The 21,113-nt window shown below is 69.7% G+C and carries 17 protein-coding genes and 1 tRNA gene; 13 read left to right on the top strand and 5 right to left on the bottom strand.

The window, feature by feature from the left end:
* The first annotated feature begins 49 nt into the window (after nucleotides 1-49).
* Both ACWGLC_RS13650 and ACWGLC_RS13655 read left to right on the top strand, forming a co-directional pair.
* The gene (locus ACWGLC_RS13650; RefSeq protein ID WP_452100391.1) at nucleotides 50-1,108 is read left to right on the top strand and encodes an ArsA-related P-loop ATPase; all 1,059 of its coding nucleotides are present in this window, start codon (nucleotides 50-52) and stop codon (nucleotides 1,106-1,108) included.
* 1 nt (nucleotide 1,109) lies between these two features.
* A complete protein-coding gene (locus ACWGLC_RS13655) occupies nucleotides 1,110-2,219 on the top strand; it encodes an ArsA family ATPase (RefSeq protein ID WP_452100392.1) in 1,110 nt (369 codons plus the stop codon).
* A gap of 97 nt (nucleotides 2,220-2,316) precedes the next feature.
* On the opposite strand, the gene ACWGLC_RS13660 is transcribed toward ACWGLC_RS13655, so the two are convergent.
* On the bottom strand, nucleotides 2,317-2,694 hold the full coding sequence (locus ACWGLC_RS13660; RefSeq protein ID WP_230929843.1) for a WhiB family transcriptional regulator: 378 nt from the start codon (nucleotides 2,692-2,694) through the stop codon (nucleotides 2,317-2,319).
* Between the two features lie 267 nt (nucleotides 2,695-2,961).
* On the opposite strand from ACWGLC_RS13660, the gene ACWGLC_RS13665 reads away from it, so the two are divergent.
* From ACWGLC_RS13665 to ACWGLC_RS13680, 4 genes are all read left to right on the top strand, one after another.
* Nucleotides 2,962-5,340: a transglycosylase domain-containing protein gene (locus ACWGLC_RS13665; protein ID WP_452100411.1), complete on the top strand. Its 2,379-nt coding sequence runs from the start codon at nucleotides 2,962-2,964 to the stop codon at nucleotides 5,338-5,340.
* A gap of 28 nt (nucleotides 5,341-5,368) precedes the next feature.
* A complete protein-coding gene (locus tag ACWGLC_RS13670; RefSeq protein ID WP_452100393.1) occupies nucleotides 5,369-6,352 on the top strand; it encodes a metallophosphoesterase in 984 nt (327 codons plus the stop codon).
* A gap of 51 nt (nucleotides 6,353-6,403) precedes the next feature.
* Nucleotides 6,404-6,477: transfer RNA gene (locus ACWGLC_RS13675), tRNA-Pro, on the top strand.
* Nucleotides 6,478-6,648: 171 nt separating this feature from the next.
* Complete coding sequence (locus tag ACWGLC_RS13680; RefSeq protein ID WP_452100394.1) at nucleotides 6,649-8,751, top strand: acyl-CoA dehydrogenase family protein; 2,103 nt, start codon at nucleotides 6,649-6,651, stop codon at nucleotides 8,749-8,751.
* Between the two features lie 283 nt (nucleotides 8,752-9,034).
* On the opposite strand, the gene ACWGLC_RS13685 is transcribed toward ACWGLC_RS13680, so the two are convergent.
* The gene (locus ACWGLC_RS13685; RefSeq protein WP_452100395.1) at nucleotides 9,035-10,540 is read right to left on the bottom strand and encodes a hypothetical protein; all 1,506 of its coding nucleotides are present in this window, start codon (nucleotides 10,538-10,540) and stop codon (nucleotides 9,035-9,037) included.
* Between the two features lie 195 nt (nucleotides 10,541-10,735).
* On the opposite strand from ACWGLC_RS13685, the gene ACWGLC_RS13690 reads away from it, so the two are divergent.
* The 7 genes from ACWGLC_RS13690 to mgtE are packed head-to-tail and all read left to right on the top strand — an operon-like array spanning nucleotide 10,736 to nucleotide 18,021.
* Entirely contained in the window at nucleotides 10,736-13,735 is a 3,000-nt protein-coding gene (locus ACWGLC_RS13690; RefSeq protein WP_452100396.1) for a DUF4040 family protein, read from the top strand.
* Nucleotides 13,732-14,088 (top strand): sodium:proton antiporter, encoded by a 357-nt coding sequence (locus tag ACWGLC_RS13695; RefSeq protein WP_452100397.1) that lies wholly within the window; start codon nucleotides 13,732-13,734, stop codon nucleotides 14,086-14,088. The genes ACWGLC_RS13690 and ACWGLC_RS13695 overlap by 4 nt, the downstream gene beginning before the upstream one ends.
* Nucleotides 14,085-15,656 (top strand): proton-conducting transporter transmembrane domain-containing protein, encoded by a 1,572-nt coding sequence (locus tag ACWGLC_RS13700; RefSeq protein WP_452100398.1) that lies wholly within the window; start codon nucleotides 14,085-14,087, stop codon nucleotides 15,654-15,656. Before ACWGLC_RS13695 ends, ACWGLC_RS13700 begins: the two co-directional genes overlap by 4 nt.
* The gene (locus ACWGLC_RS13705) at nucleotides 15,653-15,985 is read left to right on the top strand and encodes a Na+/H+ antiporter subunit E (protein WP_452100399.1); all 333 of its coding nucleotides are present in this window, start codon (nucleotides 15,653-15,655) and stop codon (nucleotides 15,983-15,985) included. Before ACWGLC_RS13700 ends, ACWGLC_RS13705 begins: the two co-directional genes overlap by 4 nt.
* Entirely contained in the window at nucleotides 15,982-16,254 is a 273-nt protein-coding gene (locus tag ACWGLC_RS13710; RefSeq protein WP_452100400.1) for a monovalent cation/H+ antiporter complex subunit F, read from the top strand. Before ACWGLC_RS13705 ends, ACWGLC_RS13710 begins: the two co-directional genes overlap by 4 nt.
* Nucleotides 16,255-16,259: 5 nt before the next feature.
* Entirely contained in the window at nucleotides 16,260-16,610 is a 351-nt protein-coding gene (locus tag ACWGLC_RS13715) for a cation:proton antiporter (protein WP_295651134.1), read from the top strand.
* Between the two features lies 1 nt (nucleotide 16,611).
* Entirely contained in the window at nucleotides 16,612-18,021 is a 1,410-nt protein-coding gene (gene mgtE / locus ACWGLC_RS13720) for a magnesium transporter (RefSeq protein ID WP_452100401.1), read from the top strand.
* Between the two features lie 217 nt (nucleotides 18,022-18,238).
* Here mgtE and ACWGLC_RS13725 read toward each other — a convergent pair whose 3' ends face one another.
* The 3 genes from ACWGLC_RS13725 to ACWGLC_RS13735 all read right to left on the bottom strand — a co-directional run bounded on the left by ACWGLC_RS13725 (nucleotide 18,239) and on the right by ACWGLC_RS13735 (nucleotide 20,891).
* Complete coding sequence (locus tag ACWGLC_RS13725) at nucleotides 18,239-18,724, bottom strand: Dps family protein (protein ID WP_452100403.1); 486 nt, start codon at nucleotides 18,722-18,724, stop codon at nucleotides 18,239-18,241.
* A 113-nt stretch (nucleotides 18,725-18,837) separates the two neighbouring features.
* A complete protein-coding gene (locus ACWGLC_RS13730) occupies nucleotides 18,838-20,364 on the bottom strand; it encodes a catalase (RefSeq protein WP_452100404.1) in 1,527 nt (508 codons plus the stop codon).
* Between the two features lie 80 nt (nucleotides 20,365-20,444).
* On the bottom strand, nucleotides 20,445-20,891 hold the full coding sequence (locus tag ACWGLC_RS13735) for a Fur family transcriptional regulator (RefSeq protein WP_452100405.1): 447 nt from the start codon (nucleotides 20,889-20,891) through the stop codon (nucleotides 20,445-20,447).
* Nucleotides 20,892-21,113: the final 222 nt, after the last annotated feature.

Below are 21,113 nucleotides of genomic sequence, written 5' to 3' on the forward strand. Positions count from 1 at the left end.
AGTCGGGAGCGACCCGCGCGGGATGGTCACTGGGCTTAGTCTGGAGCACATGCCGTCCACTGAGAGTTCGGGCCCCCAGGCGCCACCGCGGCCGACCATCGCCGACGAGTTGTCGACCGGCTGGTCCGACGACTCGAAGCGCGCCGATCTGCACTACGTGTCCGGAAAGGGTGGCACCGGCAAGACCACGGTCGCCGCCTCCCTCGCGCTCGCGCTGGCCTCGACCGGCAAGAAGGTCCTGCTGGTGGAGGTCGAGGAACGTCAGGGCATCGCCCGGATCTTCGACCGGTCCCCGCTGCCCTACCGCGAGGAACTGGTCGCGCGGGTCGACGGCGGCGGCAAGGTGTACGGACTGGCGATCGACATCGAGGCCGCGATGCTCGACTATCTCGACACGTTCTACCGCCTGGGAGTGGTGGGCAGGGTCATGAAGTCGGTCGGCGCGATCGAGTTCGCCACCACCATCGCGCCCGGGCTCAAGGACGTGCTGCTCACCGGCAAGATCTACGAGGTCGTCACGCGCGAGCGCGCCAAGAAGGAGGTCGTCTACGACGCCGTGGTGGTGGACGCCCCGCCCACGGGCCGGATCGGCAAGTTCCTCGACGTGACCACCGCGATGGCCGACCTCGCCGGCGGCGGCGGTCCCATCCGTCGCCAGGCGGAGGCGGTGGCCGAGCTGGTCCACTCCGAGCGCACCGTCGTCCACCTGGTGACGCTGCTCGAGTCCCTGCCGGTGCAGGAGACCCTCGAGGCGATCACCGAGCTCAAGGGCCACGGCCTGCGGATGGGACAGGTGGTCATCAACCGCGCCGAGTCCCGGCATCTGGACGACGCCGCGCTCGAGCGCGTCGCCGAGGAGGAGATCGACGCCGCGGCCGTGCTCACCGGCCTCGAGGCCACCGGTGTCGAGGTCGACGACGAAGGGCTTCAGGGGCTCCTGGTGGAGGCCATCGAACACGCGCGCGTCGCACGCGGTCAGCTGCGGGCCGGCGAAACGCTGACGTCGGCCGGATGCCCCACCCTCGTCCTGCCCGCCCTCCCGCACGGGGTCGAGGTCACCGATCTCTACGACCTCGCCTCCGCCCTCGTCGACCAGGGAGTCCGCTGACATGGCCAGTCATCTCGACATCACCGCACTGCTCACCGACCTCCAGACCCGCGTGGTGGTCTGCACCGGGGCCGGCGGCGTGGGTAAGACCACCACCGCCGCGGCCGTCGCGTTGCGGGCCGCCGAGCTCGGCCGCGACACCGTGGTGCTGACCATCGACCCTGCCCGCCGGCTCGCCCAGGCCCTCGGGATCGACGAGCTCTCCAACGAGCCCTCCCCCGTGGAACTCACCGCGGAGCAGGGCGAGGCGGGCGGGTCGTTGCACGCGATGATGCTCGACATGCGTCGCACGTTTGACGAACTGGTCACCGCCAACACCACGCCCGAGAAGGCCCGGTCGATCCTCGACAACCGCTTCTACCAGACGATGGTCACCTCGTTCGCGGGCACGCAGGAATACATGGCCATGGAGAAGCTCGGGCAACTGCTCGAGGATTCGACGTGGGATCTCGTCGTCGTCGACACTCCTCCCTCCCGCAACGCACTCGACTTCCTCGACGCCCCGAGCCGGCTCGGCTCGTTCCTCGACAGTCGGCTCATGCGGTTGCTGTCCGCGCCCGGCCGCGGCGTGGGGCGGCTGGTGACCGGCGCGATGAGCACGGCCATGCGTGGGGTGTCCGCGGTGGTCGGCTCATCGATGCTCAAGGACGCGTCCGAGGTGGTGGTGGCGCTCGACACGACCTTCGGCGGGTTCACCGCACGCGCCGCACGCACGCAGGAGATACTGCGGCGCAAGGGCACCGAGTTCCTGGTGGTCTCCTCGGCCGAGCGGCCGGCGCTACGCGAGGCGGCGTTCTTCGCCGAACGACTGTCCGAGGAGAACATGCCGCTGTCGGGGGTGGTGATCAACCGGACGCACCCGCGGCTGACCGACATCAGCGCCGAGCAGGCCGGGGCCGCCGCTGACCGACTCGTCGGCGAGAATCCCGAGGCCGAAGCCGTGCTGCGTATCCACGCCGACCGCGCCCGGACCGCCCGGCAGGAACTACGCCTGTTGGAGTCGTTCACCGACACCCACCCCGACGTGCGGATCGTGGGCGTGCCCTCGCTGCCGTTCGACATCTCCAACATCGAGGCGCTGCGCGCGGTGGGCGATCAGCTCTGCGGGTAGGGCTGGCCGCCCGCCTCTGCCCGGCGTGACCGCCGAGCGGCCGGGACGCCCGTCGAGCGGCCGGGAAGTCCGTCGACGAACCTCCCGGCGCGAGGGGTCAGTAGACGGCGGAGTGTCGCTCGATCTGCTGGGCGAAGAAGTCCGCCCAGGACCGGACCTCGGGGTGCTGCTTGAGCAGTGCGCGGCGCTGACGCTCGGTCATGCCGCCCCAGACGCCGAACTCGACCCGGTTGTCCAGCGCGTCGGCACGGCACTGGAGCAGCACCGGGCAGTGACGGCAGATGGAGGCCGCCTTACGCTGGGCGGCTCCGCGGACGAAGAGTTCATCCGGATCGATGTCCTTGCAGCGGGCCTGGGCCACCCATTCCTGGCGGCCCTCCCCGATAATGGTCTCCTCGGAGCCGAGAGGATTGCTTGAACCGGGGCGGACCCCGACGTCGGAGGAGCGGGAAGTCCCGGGAAGGGTAGCCGTCATCGAAGAACCCCTGTCTGCAAGGAACAACGGGCGCCAGTCGCACGCTGTTCCGGCCTTCTGAATACACCCGGCGCGGCGTACTCACCGTGTCCGCGAAGGCCTCGCATGGGCTGAGACCTGTGATGAAGGTCTCATTCATTTCGAAACGCCTCGCGTTCCCTCATATTGTTACCGCAGTCACACAACAGAAGTAAAGAGTCGTGTCCAGGTCGGGCCGCAGAGGGTGGTGTAGCGGGGGTGGTCACGTACTCTGTGCACGTGTCAGGTATGAGTTCGCTGGGGAAGCTGGTCGCGACGTGCGTCGCTGCCGGGGTGGTGGCTGCCGGGGCGCTGTTCCCGCTGGCCGGAGCGGCCGGACTCGCGTCCAACAAGATGGCCGATTCCTTAGCCGGAACGTCGGCCGACCTGATCAAGGGCGACCTGCCGTCCATCTCCACGGTCACCGACGCGAACGGCGAGCCCATCGCCTGGCTCTACGACCAGCAGCGGGTACTCGTCCCCAGCGAAGAGATCTCGCAGAACATGAAACTCGCGATCATCGCGATCGAGGACCGGCGATTCGCCGACCACAACGGGGTGGACTGGCGCGGCACGGTCCGCGCCGCGCTGACCAACGCCACGTCCGGCGAGGTCGAGCAGGGCGCGTCGACGATCGACCAGCAGTTGGTGAAGAACTACCAGTTCCTGGTCTCCGCGGAGAACGACGCGGAGCGCCGGGCCGCGGTGGAGACGACCCCCGCGCGCAAGATCAAAGAGATCCGTATGGCGCTCACCCTCGACGGCGAGATGAGCAAGGACGACATCCTCACCAAGTACCTCAACCTCATCTCGTTCGGCAACGGCTCGTTCGGCATCCAGACCGCCGCGCAGACGTACTTCGGTGTCGACGCCGCCGACCTCACGGTCCCCCAGGCGGCGATGCTCGCCGGAATGGTGCAGTCGACCAGCCAGTTCAACCCGTACGCCAACCCCGAGGACACCAAGCAGCGCCGCGACACCGTCATCAGGACGATGGTCGACACCGGCGCCATCACCCCGTCCGAGGGCGCGCAGTTCGTCAACGAGCCCCTCGGCGTTCTCGAGCGGCCCAACTCCCATCCCCGCGGCTGCATCACCGCGGGTGATCGCGGGTTCTTCTGCGATTACGTGCTCCAGTACCTCGACGAGAACGGCCTGAGCCGGTCGATGGTCGAGGAGGGCGGCTACACCATCCGCACGACCCTCGACGAGACCGTCCAGGCCAACGTCCAGCGCGCGCTCGACACCTACGGCAACCCCGCCACCGAAGGCGTGGCCGAGGTGATGAGCGTCGTGCGCCCGGGCAAGGAGTCCCACAAGGTCGTCGCGATCGCCTCGAGCCGCCAGTACGGGCTCGAGTTGGGCGACAGCCAGACCGTCCAACCGCAGCCGTTCTCCCTGGTCGGTGACGGTGCCGGCTCGGTGTTCAAGATCTTCACGGTCGCGGCGGCCCTGGAGAAGGGCATGGGTGCCGACACGACCCTGTCCGTGCCGAACCGCGTCCAGGTGTCCGGGCTCGGTGCGGGCGGCGCCCGCGGCTGTCCCCCCGGCCAGTACTGCGTGGAGAACGCGGGCTCGTACCCGGGCTCCCTGTCCGTGACCGACGCCCTCGCCCAGTCGCCCAACACCACGTTCGTCAACCTCATCAAGGACGTCGGGGTGGCCCCCACCGTGGACATGGCCACGCGCCTGGGCATGCGCTCCTACGAGCGCAAGGGCACCGCGGCCGACGGCGACTCGATCAGCGGGTTCATCAAGAAGAACAACCTCGGCTCCTTCACCCTGGGCCCGTCGGCCGTGAACGCGCTCGAACTGTCCAACGTCGGTGCCACCCTGTCCTCCGGCGGCGTCTGGTGCCCCCCGAGCCCCATCGAGTCGATCACCGATCGCACCGGCAAGCGCGTCGAACTGAACGAGCCGGGCTGCGAGCAGGTGGTCGACGAGGGCCTCGCGAACACCCTCGCCGTCGCCATGTCCAAGGACTCGGTGGGCGCGGGCACCGCGGCCGGGGCGGCCGGTAGCGCCGGGTGGAACCTGCCGATGTCCGGCAAGACGGGGACCACCGAGGCCAACCGCTCGTCGGCGTTCCTGGGCTTCACCAACAACTACGCGGCGGCCGTCTACGCCTTCAACGACGGCACCACCACCACCGAGCTGTGCACCAGCCCGCTCCGGCAGTGCTCGTACGGCAACCTGTTCGGCGGAAATGAGCCCGCACAGACCTGGTTCTCGGCGTTCTCCCCGATCTCCGACATCTACGGCCCGGTGTCCCTGCCGTCCCCGGACCCCGCCTACCAGCGGGGCACCAGCCGATCCGGAATGCCGGACGTCGAGGGGATGAGCCAGTCCGCCGCGACGTCACTGCTCACCAATGCCGGCTTCATCGTCAACACCCAGTTCGTCTCCGGCGCCGGGCGCCCCTACGGCACGGTCGTGGGCGTCGACGGCGGGACCGGCATCCCCGGATCCCAGGTCACGTTGCGGGTGTCCGACGGCTCCGGTGGCAGAGCAGGGGGCGGCGCCTCCGGCGGTCAGGGAGCCAGTGGACCGAACGCCCCGATCGGCGACGAGCCCGTGGTGCTCGAGGTGCCCGGATTGGCCCCGATCACCATCTCGCCGCCGAGATAGGCCCGCGTTTCGCCGGTAGTCTGGACGGATGCAGCGCCCCACTCGCAAGACCCGCAGTTCCACTCAATCGGCCACCCGTGCGGGGGCCCTGGTCGCCGGGGCCGTCGTCGCCGGGACCGCCTACGCGAGCGGCTGGGAGCGCAACAATTTCGCTCTGCGCCGCCAGTCCCTGCCCCTGCTGGCCCCCGGGTCCGAGCCGCTGACGATCCTGCACATCTCGGACCTTCACATGATGCCGGGCCAGAGGCGCAAGCAGCAGTTCATCACCTCGCTGGCCGCGCTCGAGCCGGATCTGGTGATCAACACCGGCGACAACCTGTCGAGCGAGCGGGCGGTGCCGTCGGTCGTCCAGGCGCTCGGCCCGCTGCTCGGCCGGCCCGGGGCGTTCGTGTTCGGCTCCAACGACTACTACGCGCCGGTGCCCAAGAATCCGCTGCCCTACATCGGGATCGGCCGGAAGAAGCACTCCTCCATCCCGTTGCCGTGGCGGGATCTGCGGGCGGCGTTCGCCGAGCGCGGCTGGGTCGACGCCACCCATCGCCGCGCCGAGATCAATGTCGACGGGCGTCGTGTGCTGGTCGCCGGCGTCGACGACCCGCATATCGGCCGGGACCACTACGACGAGATCGCGGGGCCCGCCGGTCCCGCGTTCGATCTGCGCATCGGCCTGGCGCACACCCCGGAGCCGCGCGTTCTCGACCGGTTCGACGCGGACGGCTACGACCTCGTGTTCGCCGGCCACACCCACGGCGGGCAGCTGTGCCTGCCGACGGGCGCGATCGTCACCAACTGCGGCATCGACCGCTCGCGGGCCCAGGGTCTGTCGGCGTGGGGTCGCAACCTCATCCTGCACGTGTCGGCGGGGCTCGGGACCTCGCCGTTTGTGCCTGTTCGGACGTTCTGTCGGCCCGAGGCCACGCTGTTGGAACTGATCGCCGTTCCGGGAGGTGGCGACGACGACGCCGAGGTCCCGGTGACGCCTCTACAGGAACGGATTCCGCAGCCCGCCTGACCCGGTTTCGCGATTCTCGGGGTGGGGCGCTAGAGTATCCATCGTTGTCACCGGGGTATGGCGCAGCTTGGTAGCGTGCTTCGTTCGGGACGAAGAGGTCGTGGGTTCGAATCCCGCTACCCCGACAATGAGAAGTCCCGGGTCACGGATGTGGCCCGGGACTTCCGCCATTTGCGCGCATTCGCTGACCTGCAGGATGACTGCGATCCGGAACTCCTGCTCTGTGGCGGCGATCTCCGTCACCTCTCCTCGGATTTTCGGTGCACCCCGGTCTCGCCGGTCCGTAAGGTCGTGGCATGACCTCCCAGAACGACGCCCCCCACGCCGATTCCGCCGCCGCCACCGAAGTCGGCGCCTCTGCCGCTGACGCCGCCGCGTCCGGCGCTGCCGACGCCGCCTCCTCGGTCCACCCGAACTTCGGCCGCATCACCACGAGCGGCCGGGGCAACGCCGAGCTGTCGGCTGCGCTGCAGAAGGTTCTGGACGGCGCGTGGTCGGATACGCGTGCGGAGACCCGCGCGGCCATGACCCGGGACATGGTCAACCCGCTCGGGCTGACCATGGAGGAACAGCGGGCCCACACGTTGACGCAGTTGCAGCGTCTCGCCGAATCGGGGATGCCACGGCTCGGATTCCGCGAGGAGGACGGCGGCACCGGTGACACGGGCGCCGCCCTCACCTCGTTCGAACTGCTGGGCCACCTGGACCTGTCGGTGATGGTCAAGGCCGGTGTGCAGTGGGGGCTGTTCGGCGGGGCGATCGCCAACCTCGGCGACGCGGAGACCCGCAAGAAGTACCTGCCGAGCGTGATGTCGCTGGACCTGCTGGGCTGCTTCGCGATGACGGAGATCGGCCAGGGCTCCGATGTGCAGAACCTGGAGACCACGGCGACATTCGATGCCGAGACCGGCGAGTTCGTGGTCAACACCCCCACGCCTAGTGCGGAGAAGGCGTACATCGGCAACGCCGCGCGCGACGGCCGGCTGGCCGCCGTGTTCGCTCAGCTCGTCACCGTCGAGAACGGCGAGGAACTGCGCCACGGCGTCCACTGCCTGCTCGTGCCGATCCGGGACGAGGCCGGTGACGTCATGCCTGGCGTGACGATCACCGACCACGGCCACAAGGGCGGCCTGCTCGGCGTGGACAACGGGCGGATCAGGTTCGACGAGGTCCGGGTCCCGCGGGAGGCGCTGCTCAACCGGTTCGGCTCCGTCGACGAGCAGGGCCGCTATTCCTCGCCGATCGACTCGGTGGGGGCCCGGTTCTTCACGATGCTCGGCACGCTGATCCGCGGCCGGGTGTCGGTGGGCGCGGCGTCGGGCGCCTCGGCCCGCACGGCGCTGGCGCTGGCGGTGCGCTACTCGCTGATCCGCCGCCAGTTCGACCACCCGGAGACGGGCAAGGGCATCCCGCTGCTGGAGTACCGCGAGCACCAGCGTCGCCTGATGCCGCTCGTCGCCCGCGCGTACGCCTACGCCTGCGCGCAGAACGCGATCGTGGCCGAGCTGGCCGAGTTCGAGGAGAACCCGGACGCCTTCGACGAGGTTCGTCGTCGCGAGATGGAGACCCACGCGGCCGGGATCAAGGCCACGGTCACCTCGTTCGCCAACGACACCATCACCGAGGCGCGCCTGGCCTGCGGCGGCGCCGGCTACATGGCCGAGAACCTGCTCACGGAGATGCGCAAGGACTGCGACGTGTTCTCGACGTTCGAGGGCGACAACGTGGTGCTCACCCAGCTCGTCGGCAAGGAGTTGATGAGCGCCTACGCGGCGGAGTTCGGCGACATGGACCAGCGCGAGACCGTGGCGTTCGCGTTCAACACGGTCGCCGACGTGGTGCAGGAGAAGGCCCGCACGTCGACGCTGTGGCAGAAGCTCGTCGACGCGGTGACGGATCGCGAGCACACCGACATCCTGGACCGCGGCAATCAGCTCGAGCTGCTCGTGGACCGCGAGGAGCACCTGCTGGAGACCGTGGCCCGGCGTCTGCGTAAGGCCCAGGGGCAGGACGGCTCGGCGGCGTTCAAGGTGTTCAACTCGGCCCAGGACCACCTGCTGCAGGCCGGCCGCGCGCACATGGACAGCTGGGTGTTCTCCCGGTTCGCCGAGGCCGTCGACGCCTGCGAGGACCCGGAGGCCAAGGAGGTCCTGGGCATGCTGTGCGACTTGTACGTGCTCGACATCGTGGACCGCGACAAGGGCTGGTTCCTCGAGCACAACCGCCTGACCACCGAGCGCACCAAGGCGGCCACCGCGGCCTACAACCGGCTGTGTACGAAGCTCGCCGGCCGGGCGCGGACGCTTGTCGACGCCTTCGCGGTTCCCGAGTTCGTGTTCGAGGTGCCGATGCTCAACGGCGGCGGCGTCGACAGCATCGCGGATCCCACCGACGCCTGACCGACACCTGCCCGACGCCTGCCCCCTCCCGCCGCGGTTGCACGACATCACCCCGTAGCTGCAAGACATCTGGTGCGAGATCCGGCACGAATTTCGCACAGTTTGTCGTGCAACCGGAGGGGAGTGTCTTGCAACCGAACAGCTCGGCCGGGGTCGGGCGGATCGTGCGACGGGGTAGGGCCCGCGCGGCGGGGTAGCGGATCGTGCGGCCGGGTAGCGGATCGTGCGGCGGGTGGCGGACCCGGGTGAAGGGCAGATCCGAGCGGCGGTAGCGGGTTCCGGCTTATTTACGGGCGGCGGCCACGCGGATGGCCAATCCGGAGCACACGGCCACGGCGACCAGGACGACAGCCGCAGTCCACACGACCGAGCTCGATCCGGCCAACAGGAGGGCGTCCAGGGCTGCGGTGGCCTGCCCCGTCGTCGTCGCCGAGGTGGCCGTGACCACCGCCGACGGCGCGCCGCCCGCGACCCACACCCACCACGCCACGCCGGCGGAGAGCCCCGCGAGGACCACCGCGACGATCCGGCCCGGCCACTCCCCCAGCACCGCGCCGAGCGCGCGCCAGAGCAGGGAGGATGCGACGACGACGAGGCCCACCACCGCCACGACCGCGATCGCCGAGACGACGGACGGGACATCCGCCGTGGCCAGCCCCCACGCGGACAGGCCCGCGGTGAGCACGATCAGGGCCAGGATCTGCTCGGCGAGCGAGGAGCCCGGCCGGCGGACGAGCTGGACGAGCAGCGCCCCCAGGACGGCGGCCGCGGCCACCCCGAGGATCCCGGCCGACGTGCGCCGCTGCGAGTCCTGTGCGGCCGCGGCGGCCTCGAGCCCGGCGTCGCCCTGTTCGGCTGCCAGGGCACGGCCGGTCTTGCCGATCGCGTCCTGCGTGCGGCCGGCCGAGTCGGACACACTGGCGGCGCCGTCGCGGAGGGTGCCGGCGCCGTCGGCGAGGGTGGCCGCTCCTGTGGCCAGTTCGCGGGAGCCGCGGGTGGCCTCGTAGATGCCGTCGCGCAGCGGGGCTCCGGGGGCGGAGAGCTGGCGGGCGAGTTCGTCGGCGCCACCGGAGAGACGGTCGAGGTCGTTCAGCATGCCCTGGTTCATGCCCTGGGACTGGAGCTGACTTTTGAGGCCCAGCAGGGCCTCGCGGGCCCGAACGTTCTCGGGGGCGTCACCCTGGAGTCGGGAGACGGCGTCGTCGATCGCGGTCAGGACCTGGCCCTGGATCACGGCGACACCGCGGACGGCGCCGACGAGCCGGCCCACCCCGCCGGCGAGTTCGTCGGCGCCTGTGCCCGCCTGCCCCATCCCGTTCTGGAGTTGCTCCATCCCGGCCGCGAGCTCGGCCGAGCCGTCGCGCAGCTGGTCCGCGCCGCCAGACAGTTCGGCGGTGCCGTCGCGCAGCTGGCCGGTACCGGCGACCGTGAACGAGGAGTTGGCCGAGGCTTCCGACAGTGCCGACTGGACGGGGCCGCCCGTGCCGGCGGCGGCGTCGGGCTGCTGTGGGGCCGGGCCCACCACGGCCCAGAGCGCGGCCAGAGCGAGCGGGATGACGATGAGGATCAGGCCGACGAGGCGTCGGATCACGCCCGGGCCGACGGTCGCGTCGTCAGGCTCATGCTCCTGCCCGGCTTCCTCCGCGTCCGCGTCCACCGTGGGTAGGACGTCGGTGTCCGGATCGGGTGCGGTGTCCGGATCGGGTGCAGGTCCGGTGCCCGCACCCGCGTTCGCGTTCGCGGCCGGGATCGCGAATGGCTTCGCCGAAGGTGACTTCGAGGGGCTCATGTCGGCAGCGTATCCGCTGGACAGCGACGTTCCCGCAGGTCACCCGGCACGTCATCGGATCGGTGTCACAGTCGGTTGTTAAACTCCTGCAAGACGGATCACAGCCGGAACGCCGCCGGGTGTGACCGGTGTGACCGACCTCGGCTGCCCCTCGCAGCGTCTGACCCCCGCGCGCTGCCGCCGCAGGAAGGAGCCATGAGCCCCGTTCTCGCAATCGCCGCGGCCGGACTCGCCGCACTGCTGGCGTGGCCACTGACCCGTTGGCTCGGGCGGGGTGCCGGGTGGCCACTGGCCGCGCTGTATCTCGCCGGGGCGGTGGCGCTGCTGCCGCCGATCTCGCGGGCCCTCTCGGGCATGCCAGACCGGGTCGTGCGCATACCGTGGGTGCCGGCGCGGAACTGGACCCTGGATCTGTTCGCCGATCCCACCGGGTTGTTCTTCGCGATGCTCGCGCTGGTGATCGGCGCGATCGTGCTCGTCTATTCCACCTCGTACCTGCCCGGGCGTGCTGTGCTCAGCCACGCCGGCGGCGGTTCCGGTGGTCGGCGCGGCGGACCGCAGCACTACGGCTTCTACCAGCTCATGACGCTGTTCACGGTCTCAATGCTGGGGTTGGTCCTCACGGACTCGCTGGTCCTACTCTTCGTCTGTTGGGAACTCACGTCGCTGGCGTCGTTCGCGCTCATCGCGAACTCGGGCCGCAGGGCGTACTCCTCGGCGTTCCGGACGCTGGTCGTGACGTTCCTCGGCGGTCTGGCCCTGCTGGCGGCGGTCGTCGCTATCTGGCTGCGAACCGGCGCCACCTCGATCTCGGGGGCCCTGGTCCACAACGTGTGGTCCACCGATCCGAAGTTCACAGCAGCGATCGCGGTGCTGGTGGCGCTGGCCGCTTTCACCAAGTCCGCCCAGTTCCCGTTCCACTTCTGGCTGCCGGACGCGATGGCCGCCATCACGCCGGTCAGCGCGTACCTGCACGCCGCGGCCGTAGTGAAGGCCGGCATCTTCCTGCTCATCCGCTTCTCGCCGATCTTCCACGACGTGGCGGTGTGGAACGCGCTGCTCGTGACCGTCGGCATGGGCACGGCCGTCATGGCGGCGGTGTTCGCTCTGCAGAAGACCGATCTCAAGCAACTCATGGCGTACTCGACGGTGAGCCAGCTGGGCTGGATCATCGCCACCATCGGCATCGGTACGCAGGCCGCACTCGCGGCCGCCGCACTGCACACGCTCGCGCACGCCCTGTTCAAGTCGGGACTGTTCATGCTGGTCGGCGTGGTGGACCACGAGGCCGGGTCGCGCGACATCCGGGACCTCGGCCCCCTGTGGCGGCGCATGCCGTGGACCTTCGGGGCCACCGTCCTGGGGGCGGCAGCCATGGCCGGCATCCCGCCCACGCTGGGTTTCGTGTCCAAGGAGTCGATGCTCACCGCGTTCGGCGAGGCCGCTGGCGGGAACTCCGTCGCCGTGACAGTGCTGCTGGCCGCGGCGGTGGTCGGCGCGATCCTCACGTTCCTCTACTGCGCCCGCATCGTCATGGGCGGGTTCCTGGGTCTCTACCGTCAGGACCGGGGGCTCGAGGCCGACGGCGTGACGCCGGTTGCCGACGTGCACGAGGCGCCGGTACGACTGTTGCTTCCGGCCGCTCTGCCCGCGGTCATCGGTCTGCCACTCGCGCTGGTCGTGGCAATCCTCGATGCCCCCATGGGCGCCATCGCCCGCGCAGCCGCGGGCCCGTTCGGGTGGTTGCCGCTCTATCACGACAAGATCGCCCGCCGCGCCCTACCCGCCGACTTCGACCCGACGGACCTCGAATTCGAGCCGCACCTGTCCATGTGGCACGGGTTCACGCTCGAACTCGGGCTCACCGCGCTCATCCTGGTCGTCGGCGCACTGCTCGTCTGGCAACGCCGCGTCCTCGATCGGGCGCTGGACCGCGACCTGCTGCCGTTCACCGGCGCGGCGGTACTCGAGTCGATGATGCGCGGCACCGTCAGCGCGGGCCGCGCCTTGTTGCGGCCCACCGCCTCCGACTCCCCCGCACGGCACGCCGGCGCACTCATCGCGACGGTCTGCGTCTACGGCGTGGGGCTCGGCGCGTGGGCGTTCGCGACCGGGGCCACCCTGCCCGCCCGGGTCGGCGACCTCGACCGGACGATCGACGTGGTGCTGCTGATCGTCGTGGTGCTCTCCGTCATCGGGCTGTGCACGGCGCGCTCGCGGCTGGCGGCGGTGGTGTTGCTCTCGGCCGTCGGCATCGCGGTGACCATCCAGATCTTTGGTCTCGGCGCCCCCGACGTGGGCATGACCCAGTTGCTGGTCGAGGCGCTGACCATCATCATGTTCATGCTGGTCCTGCGCCGGCTGCCGAAGGACTTCATCGCCCCGACCCGCACCCGCCGCACCGCGGCGATCGTGCTTGGCGTGGCCTCGGGCCTGGTCGCCACCGCCGCCGCGCTCGTCTTCAGCGGGCGCCGCGAGCGCTCGCCGATCGGCATGTACCTGCTCGAGAACGGGCCGGACATCACCGGCGGCGCCAACGTGGTCAACACGATCCTCGTGGAGTTCCGTGCGCTCGACACCTTCGGCGAGGTCTCCGTCCTCGGGGTGGCCGGGATCGCGATCCTCGCCGTCCTCGGCTCGGTCCGCAGCCGTGCCAGCAACAACACCGTCGACAATCAGGACGACGACTTCCTCCCCGGCACCGAGCAGGCCACCGGCGAGGCCGAGACGGCGCTCGAGGACGCCGACCGCAACACCATGCCGCTGCGCCTGCTGTCCCGCGGCGTGGCACCCACCCTCGCCGTCGTATCGGTGCTGCTGCTCTGGCGAGGGCACAACGAGCCCGGCGGAGGGTTCATCGCCGCGCTCGTCGCCTCCTGCGCGTTCGCCCTCTACTACCTGTCCCGCGAGTCGGACTCCCCGGTGAGCAAGCCGTCCACCCCGGTCATGTTCATCGGCGGCGGGCTCATCCTCGCAGGCCTCACCGGGGTCGGCGGCTACGCATTGGGCGAGTTCCTCGAGCCCGCGCACTGGTACATCCTCGGCCAGCACATCAGCAGCGCACTGATCTTCGACCTCGGGGTCTTCTTCGGTGTGCTGGGCCTGGTCATGACCGCGTTCAACACCCTCGGCGCGGAGGGCACCGCCGTCGACGCGGTCCCCGGCACCGACCAGACCGTGGAGGCGAGCCGATGACCCTGGCGATCATGATCGGTGTCCTCACCGGCGGTGGGGTCTACCTGATGATTCAGCGCGGCATGGTCCGCGTCGTGTTCGGCCTCGGCCTGTTCAGTCACGCCGTCAACCTGATGTTGCTCTCGTCCGGGGTGTCCGCGTGGCGAAGCGAACCGCTTGCGGACGTCAACAGCAGCGACATCTCCGCCGACCCGCTCCCCCAGGCGTTCGTGCTCACCGCCATCGTCATCACCATGGCGGTCACCGTGTTCATGCTGTCGCTCGCCGTGGTCGGGCGCGATGACGACACCCACGACGTCCCGGACACCGGCGACGAGGCCTTCACCACCACCGAACGGGAGGGTGCCGCATGATCGCACTGCTCCTGCCGCTGCTGGCCGCCGTCCCGGTCATGGCCGCGGCGATCGCCGCGATGATGCCGTGGCGGGTCGTCGGCCGTCTGCTCGCGCTGGCCGTCCCCGCCGTCACCGCCGTCTCGGGCATCGGCCTGCTCGTGCACCACCACGCCGAGCCCGTGGTGGCCGCCCAGGTGGGCGCGTTCGTCCCCGGAGTGGCCATCCCGATGGTCTCCGACTCCTTCACCGCGATCATGCTCGTCGCGACGGGAGTCGTGGCGGCCGCGGCGGTCCTGTTCTGCGACCTCACCGGCGAGTTCGCCCGGAGTCGCTACTTCGCCCCCCTGGTGCTGCTCCTTCTGGCCGGCGCCAACGGGGCCCTGCTCACCGGAGACCTGTTCAACCTGTTCGTGTTCGTCGAGGTCATGCTGCTGCCCTCGTACGCGCTCATCGCGATGACCGGCGGCTGGCGGCGCCTGGGCGTGGGCCGGCTGTTCGTGGTGGTCAACCTCCTCACCTCAACCGTGCTGCTCGCCGGCGTGGGCTTCGTCTACGCCTCGGCCGGGGCGGTCAACCTCGCGGCACTGGCGGGTGCGGCGAGCGAGGACGGCCGCGTCGCCGCGGCGCTGGGCATCGTGGTGATGGCGCTGTGCATCAAGGCGGGCGCGGTCCCCGTCCACGGCTGGTTGCCCCGCGCCTACCCCGGCACCTCGGCCGGCGTGATGGCCCTGTTCTCGGCGCTGCACACCAAGGTCGCGCTGTACGCGGTCATCCGCATCTGGGCCACCGCCTTCGACCTGGACCCCGCGTGGGGCCGCGTCATCCTGGTGGTCGCGCTCATCACGATCCTGTGGGGCGCCATCGCCTCGGCAGCGCCCGTCGACGCCCGCGAGATCCTGGCCTGGCAGATGGTCTCCGGGGTCGGTGTCATCCTCGCCGCGCTGGTGGTGGCGTCCGCGCCGGGCGGGGCGATCGTCTACATGATCCACCACATGGTCACGATCGGCGCGCTCATCCTGCTCGTCGGGGCGGCCGAGCACCTCTACCGCAGCGACCGCCTCGGCACGCTCACCGATCTGTGGCACCGCGAGCGACCGCTCGCCGTGCTCATGGTGCTCGCGATCGCGGCACTCGTCGGACTGCCGCCCACCTCGGGTCTGATCGGCAAGCTCGAGGTCCTGTCCGCCGCCCTCGCCCCCGGCACGGTGTGGGGGGTCGTCACCGTCGTCGTCGTCCTACTCGGGTCCCTCATCGGCCTCGTGGCGATGCTCCGCCTGTGGCGGGGGATCATGTGGAGCGACGCCGCGTCCGAAGGTGACGCGCCCGACGGTGACGCGTCCGGCACTGCCTCGCCGGACCGGGATGACGACGACAACGCGCCCACCCGTCCCCGCATACCGGGCCGGCTGCTCGTGCCGGGTGGCGCGCTCGTCGCGGTCTCGGTGGCGATGTTCCTCGGTTACGGTGAGGTGGCCCCGGAGGTCGACCGGGCCGTGGACGGATTGGTCGACACCGCGGCGTACGTGCAGGCGGTGCTCGGCGGTGCCGACGCGCTGACCGCCACGACAGTGGGGGGTGTCTCGTGATCGGGCGCATCCTGCGGGTCCCGCTCGTACTGGGGTGGCTGCTGTGGAACGTGGTGGCGTCGTCGTGGGCGTTGGCCGTCACCGCGATGACCCCCGGACCCGTGGGCAACCCGGTCCTGGTCCGGTATCCGATGCGCTGCCGCACCGACATCGAGGTGACCGCACTGGCCTGGGCCATCACCGTCACCCCCGGCACCCTGGTGACGGTGATCGGCGAGACCGACCTGTGGGTGCACGTGGTACTCGGCGGGCCGCGCGAGGAGATGGTCGAGATGCTCGCCGAGACCGAGGACCGCATCCTGTCCGTCCTGCGAGGTGAGATGTCATGAGTCCGTTGCTCACCGTTCTGCTGGGGTCGGCCACGGTGATCGTCGCAGCGAGCATGCTGGTCGCGGCGTACCGTGCGATGCGTGGCCCGGGCGATGCCAACCGCGCCGTAATGGCCGACCTCACGTACTTCTGTGCCGTTGCGCTGTTCGTGATGTTCGTGATCCGTACGGGGTCGGCCGTCTCCCTGGATGTGGTGATGCTCGGCTCGCTCCTCGGCGTGTTGTCCACCGTCGCCCTGGCGCGGCTGCTGTCGAGAGGTCGGAGGTGAGTCAGATGGCCGATTCGGTGATCAGCGACCTGCTGATCGGCGTGCCCGCACTGCTGGGCTCGCTATGCTTCCTCGTGGCCGCGGTGTCCATGAACCGGGCCCGCGACGCGCTGACCCGCATCAACATACTGTCCGTCGCCACCGGATTGGGCATGATGCTGTTCATCGTGGCCGCGTACGTCGACGACCTCACCGGCGGTTTCCGCTGGTCGGGACTGATAATGGCGCTGGTCGCGTTCGGCGCGACCGTGGTGGTGACCTCCGTCGCCTCCATCACGCTCGCCCGGGCCGCGTACCGGGCGGACCCGCGGCTCGATCCCCGGACCGCATACGATGACCTGTCAGGAGTGGAGTGACGTGAGCGCCCCGTCCCGTGGAGTCAACGATCCCTCTGAGTCCCCGGACGACGCGGCGGACCGGATCGCCTACGACCCGGTACTGGCCGCACGTCGCGTCGACACCCTGATCGACGCCGGGGATCTGCGCAACGCCGCCGAGGTCCTGGACGAGATGCCGCCGTGGTTGGTGGTCGATGTCCTCGAGCGAAGCGGCACCAAGGACCGGGCGGTGATGTTCCGGCTCCTGCCCAAGGACACCGCGACCTACGTGTTCGAGGCGCTCGACCCGCCGCTGCAGTCCGAGCTCATCCACGACCTGCACGACAGCCGGGTCAGCGAGATCTTCGCCGAGCTCGACCCGGACGATCGCGCCGGTCTGATCGACGAGCTGCCCGCCAAGGTCGCCACCCGTCTGATGCGCGAGCTCGACCCGGAGGAGCAGGCGCTGACCGCGGCCGTCCTCGACTACCCGGTCGGCTCCGTCGGGCGCCGCATGAGCCCGGAGTACGTGTCGACGCACCCCGACACCACCGCCGGCCAGACCCTCGAACGGGTCCTTCAGCGGATTGACCGGACCGAAACGATCTACGCGCTGCCCGTAACCGACGACGAGCGGCACCTCGTGGGGATCGTCGGCCTGCGCTCGGTGATGAGGGCGGACCCAGACACCCCGATCCGCGAACTGATGAACGAGGCCGTGTCGGCGCGCGCGCGTGAGTCCGACGAAAAGGCCGCACGCCGGTGCTCGGGCGAGCGGTTCATCGTGTTGCCGATCGTCGACGACGAGCATCGCCTCGTCGGAATCCTCACCTTCGACGACGCCCTGAGGATTCTCCAGGACGCCGACTCCGAGGACACGGCCCGCCAGGGTGGTGTCGAGCCGCTGCGCCGGCCGTACCTGTCCACCCCGATGCGCTCGCTCGTGCGCTCTCGTGTGCTGTGGTTGCTCGTGCTGGCCGTGGGCGCCACGCTCACGGTCCAGGTCCTGGAGGTCTTCGAGTCGACCCTCGAGCAGGTCGTGGCCCTCTCGCTGTTCGTGCCGCTCATCATCGGCACCGGCGGCAACACCGGAAACCAGGCGGCCACCACCGTGACGCGAGCCCTCGCGCTCGGCGATGTGCGACCACGGGACACGGCCCGTGTCCTCTGGCAGGAGGCCCGCACGGGATTCACACTCGGGCTGATTCTCGGCTCGGTCGCGTTCGCGGTCGCGGGTCTGGTCTATGGGGTCGATTTCGGGCTGGTGATCGGGCTGACGCTGTTGTCGCTGTGCACGATCGCGGCGTCGGTCGGCGGGGTCATGCCGCTGCTCGCCAATACCGTGCGAGCCGATCCGGCGGTGTTCTCCAACCCGTTCATCTCGACCTTCGTCGACGCCACCGGGTTGATCGTCTACTTCCTCATCGCCCGCGCGGTGCTGGGGCTGTAGGCGGCCTGACGGTCTGAGCCCGGTACCAGGCCGGGCCCGGTACCAGACCGGGCCCTGGGAGGCTGACGCCCGCCCGGCCTGACTTACGCGTCCTGTCTGCCGGTTTTCGACGGACCTGCGCGCCCGGTTTGGTCCAAACCGGGCGCGCAAGTCAAGGGCAGTCTCCCCGGGCCAGCGGATTCCAGCTGGCTGGGAGAGGCCGGACGGGCCGAGCGGGTCAGACCGACTTGGCCTCCCACATCCAGTGCAGCTGCTCGAGTCGAGCGCTGACGCCTATGAGCAGATCCTCGGTCACCGGGTCGCCGCCGACCTTCGCGATGTTGGCGCGCAGACGTACGATCGTGGCCGCGAGCGCCTCGGTGATCACGCGGATGACCTTGTCATCGGAGGCGAACTCCGACGAGGCCTCGTCGAGCGCCGAGTCTGCGGCGACCGTCTTGGCGCGGCCGTCCGGGCTGACGCCCACGGCCGTGGCCCGCTCGGCGACCTCGTCGGTGAAGCCGCGCGCGTCCGCGACGAGCTCGTCGAGCGCGAGGTGCACGCTCTGGAACCGCGGGCCGACGACCGACCAGTGCGCCTGCTTGGCGACCAGCGACAGGTCGATCAGGTCGACGAGTGATTCCTGCAGGGCGCCCGACACGGCCTCCTGGTGCTCGGCCGGGACGAACGAGGTGATCGGACCATTCTTGGAATCGGTGGCCATGGTGGCTCCTCTCTGGCCCGGCGTATCCGGACCGCACGGTTCTCTACTTGTGTATCAACGCCCGACGGGAAGGGCCGATTCCTGCTCGGCCCTTCCCGTCGGTGTGACGTGTGTCAGTCGCGCAGGCGGTGGGTACCGCGCTCCGAGGCCTCGACCTTGGTCTTGATGGCGGCGCCGAGGTCGGGGTCGACCGCGGTCCAGTAGGCGTACACGCGCGCGAGCAGATCCGTCTCCGACGGGTCGATCGCGCTCACGTGGCCCGCGACATTGTTCTGCAGGCGCTCGCGGGCGGCGTCATCCATGACCTCGCGGTACAGGGTGGTGGCCTGCGCCTGGTCGGTGTCCTCTGCGTGCGGCTTGACGTCCCCACGGAAGATCTCGGAGCCCTCGGCGTCCCAGGCGCCGAAGTCGTAGGCCTTGGCCGGGTCGGCGGTGGGCCCGTCGATCGAGTTGGGGTGGTACTCGGCCACGGCCGGGTGGTTGAACTCATACTGCATGTGGCCCTCCTTGGAGTAGGAGTTGACCGGGGACAGCGGCGAGTTGACCGGCAGCTGCTGGTAGTTGGCGCCGATGCGGTAGCGGTGGATGTCCGGGTACGCGAACACGCGGCCGAGCAGCATCTTGTCGGGCGAGAAGCCGATGCCGCGCACGATGTTGGTGGGCGCGAACGCGGCCTGCTCGATCTGCGCGAAGTGGCTCTCCGGGTTCCGGTTGAGCGTCATGGTGCCGACCTTGCGCAGCGGGTAGTCCTTCTGCGACCAGGTCTTGGTGAGGTCGAACGGGTTGAACCGGTAGTTCTCCGCCTCGTCCACGGGCATCACCTGCAGGTGCAGGTCCCAGGAGGGGAAGTTGCCCTCGCGGATGTTCACCCAGAGGTCCTCGCGGTGGAAGTCGGCGTTCTCGCCGTCCTTGCGCTCGGCCTCGTCCTGCGTGAAGAACTCGATGCCCTGGTTGGTCTTGAAGTGGAACTTGACCCAGTGACGCACGCCCTCGGCGTTGATCATCTGGTACGTGTGCGAACTGAAACCGTCCATGTGACGCCAGGTCCGCGGAATGCCCCGGTCGCCCATGAGCCAGGTGACCTGGTGGGTCGACTCCGGGCTCAGGGTCCAGAAGTCCCACTGCATGGCGTGGTTGCGCAGGCCGGAGCCGTTCTTGCGCCGCTGCGAGTGGATGAAGTCCGGGAACTTGATCGCGTCGCGGATGAAGAAGATCGGCGTGTTGTTGCCGACCATGTCGTAGTTGCCCTCTTCGGTGTAGAACTTCAGGGCGAAGCCGCGCGGGTCGCGCCAGGTGTCCGGGCTGCCCTTCTCGCCGGCGACGGTGGAGAAGCGGGCGAGCATCGGGGTCTTGACACCCTTCTGGAACAGCCCGGCGCAGGTGATGTCGGAGATGTCCTCGGTGGTCTCGAACTCACCGAACGCGCCGGAGCCCTTGGCGTGCGGCAGGCGCTCGGGCACGTTCTCGCGGTTGAAGTGGGCCAGCTTCTCGATGAGGTAGAAGTCGTGCAGCGGCTGCGGGCCCTGGCGGCCGACCTGGGCGCTGAACTCGTCGTGCGGGACCGGCACGCCGCCGTCGGTGGTGGTGGGTGCCTTGGGCTCGATGTTGCGTACGCCGCGATCGGCGGGGTGCGTGGTCACGTCTGTGGCTCCTCGTGGGTTGGGTGGTGGTGAGGTGGTCGGGGGTCCCAGCCTGTGACGTCTGGGATGTGGTCTGCGTCTCAGTCTGCGACGAGAAGGGCCTCGCTCGCCCGACATTCGGGACATATGCCCCAGTAATTGACCTCGGCTTCATCTATCCGGAAGCCGTGATCGTCGTCGGCCGCGAGGCACGGGGCGTGCCCGACCGCGCAGTCGACGTCCTCGATGCGGCCGCACCGGCGGCAGACGAGATGGTGGTGATTGTCGCCCGTGCGTCGCTCGTACCGCGCCGGAGATCCGGCGGGCTCGATTCGGCGCATCAGCCCGGCGTCGGTGCACACCCGCAACGCGTCGTAGACGGTCTGGGTGGACACGGCGCCGAGCCGCTCGCGGACGTGGGTGGCGACGTCCTCCGCCGCGATGTGGGGGTTGGTGCCGACGACGACGAGGACAGCCAACCGCGGAGAGGTGACCCTCAACCCGGCATTGCGGAGCACCTGCTCCGGACCTTCCATCGCTGTCGTCATGGCCACCACTTTAGTCGGCAATCTGGAATTAGTCCAGAATTGGAGATAATCGCTTCTACGATCTTCTCGCGGACGCACTGTGCCCGGTGGCGGGTGTCGAAATGGGCGGTCGTTGTCGTCGTCGCCCCTCCCCTCGCCGTGGGCGCCGACTAGGTGTGATGTCCAGAGAGGTTGTCCCGACTCGGGTTGGTGAGTTCGGCTGACAGGTGAAGGCCTCCGGTT

This window comes from Dietzia sp. NPDC055877, assembly GCF_053615975.1.

Excerpts from the sequence above, each read along its gene's own strand:
- ACWGLC_RS13690 (WP_452100396.1), top strand. The coding sequence starts at position 10,736 with ATGAGCCCCGTTCTCGCAATCGCCGCGGCCGGACTCGCCGCACTGCTG.
- ACWGLC_RS13700 (WP_452100398.1), top strand. The coding sequence starts at position 14,085 with ATGATCGCACTGCTCCTGCCGCTGCTGGCCGCCGTCCCGGTCATGGCC.
- ACWGLC_RS13725 (WP_452100403.1), bottom strand. The coding sequence starts at position 18,724 with ATGGCCACCGATTCCAAGAATGGTCCGATCACCTCGTTCGTCCCGGCC.
- ACWGLC_RS13710 (WP_452100400.1), top strand. The coding sequence starts at position 15,982 with ATGAGTCCGTTGCTCACCGTTCTGCTGGGGTCGGCCACGGTGATCGTC.
- ACWGLC_RS13660 (WP_230929843.1), bottom strand. The coding sequence starts at position 2,694 with ATGACGGCTACCCTTCCCGGGACTTCCCGCTCCTCCGACGTCGGGGTC.
- ACWGLC_RS13685 (WP_452100395.1), bottom strand. The coding sequence starts at position 10,540 with ATGAGCCCCTCGAAGTCACCTTCGGCGAAGCCATTCGCGATCCCGGCC.
- ACWGLC_RS13665 (WP_452100411.1), top strand. The coding sequence starts at position 2,962 with ATGAGTTCGCTGGGGAAGCTGGTCGCGACGTGCGTCGCTGCCGGGGTG.
- ACWGLC_RS13655 (WP_452100392.1), top strand. The coding sequence starts at position 1,110 with ATGGCCAGTCATCTCGACATCACCGCACTGCTCACCGACCTCCAGACC.
- ACWGLC_RS13650 (WP_452100391.1), top strand. The coding sequence starts at position 50 with ATGCCGTCCACTGAGAGTTCGGGCCCCCAGGCGCCACCGCGGCCGACC.
- ACWGLC_RS13715 (WP_295651134.1), top strand. The coding sequence starts at position 16,260 with ATGGCCGATTCGGTGATCAGCGACCTGCTGATCGGCGTGCCCGCACTG.
- ACWGLC_RS13680 (WP_452100394.1), top strand. The coding sequence starts at position 6,649 with ATGACCTCCCAGAACGACGCCCCCCACGCCGATTCCGCCGCCGCCACC.
- ACWGLC_RS13670 (WP_452100393.1), top strand. The coding sequence starts at position 5,369 with ATGCAGCGCCCCACTCGCAAGACCCGCAGTTCCACTCAATCGGCCACC.
- ACWGLC_RS13695 (WP_452100397.1), top strand. The coding sequence starts at position 13,732 with ATGACCCTGGCGATCATGATCGGTGTCCTCACCGGCGGTGGGGTCTAC.
- ACWGLC_RS13735 (WP_452100405.1), bottom strand. The coding sequence starts at position 20,891 with ATGACGACAGCGATGGAAGGTCCGGAGCAGGTGCTCCGCAATGCCGGG.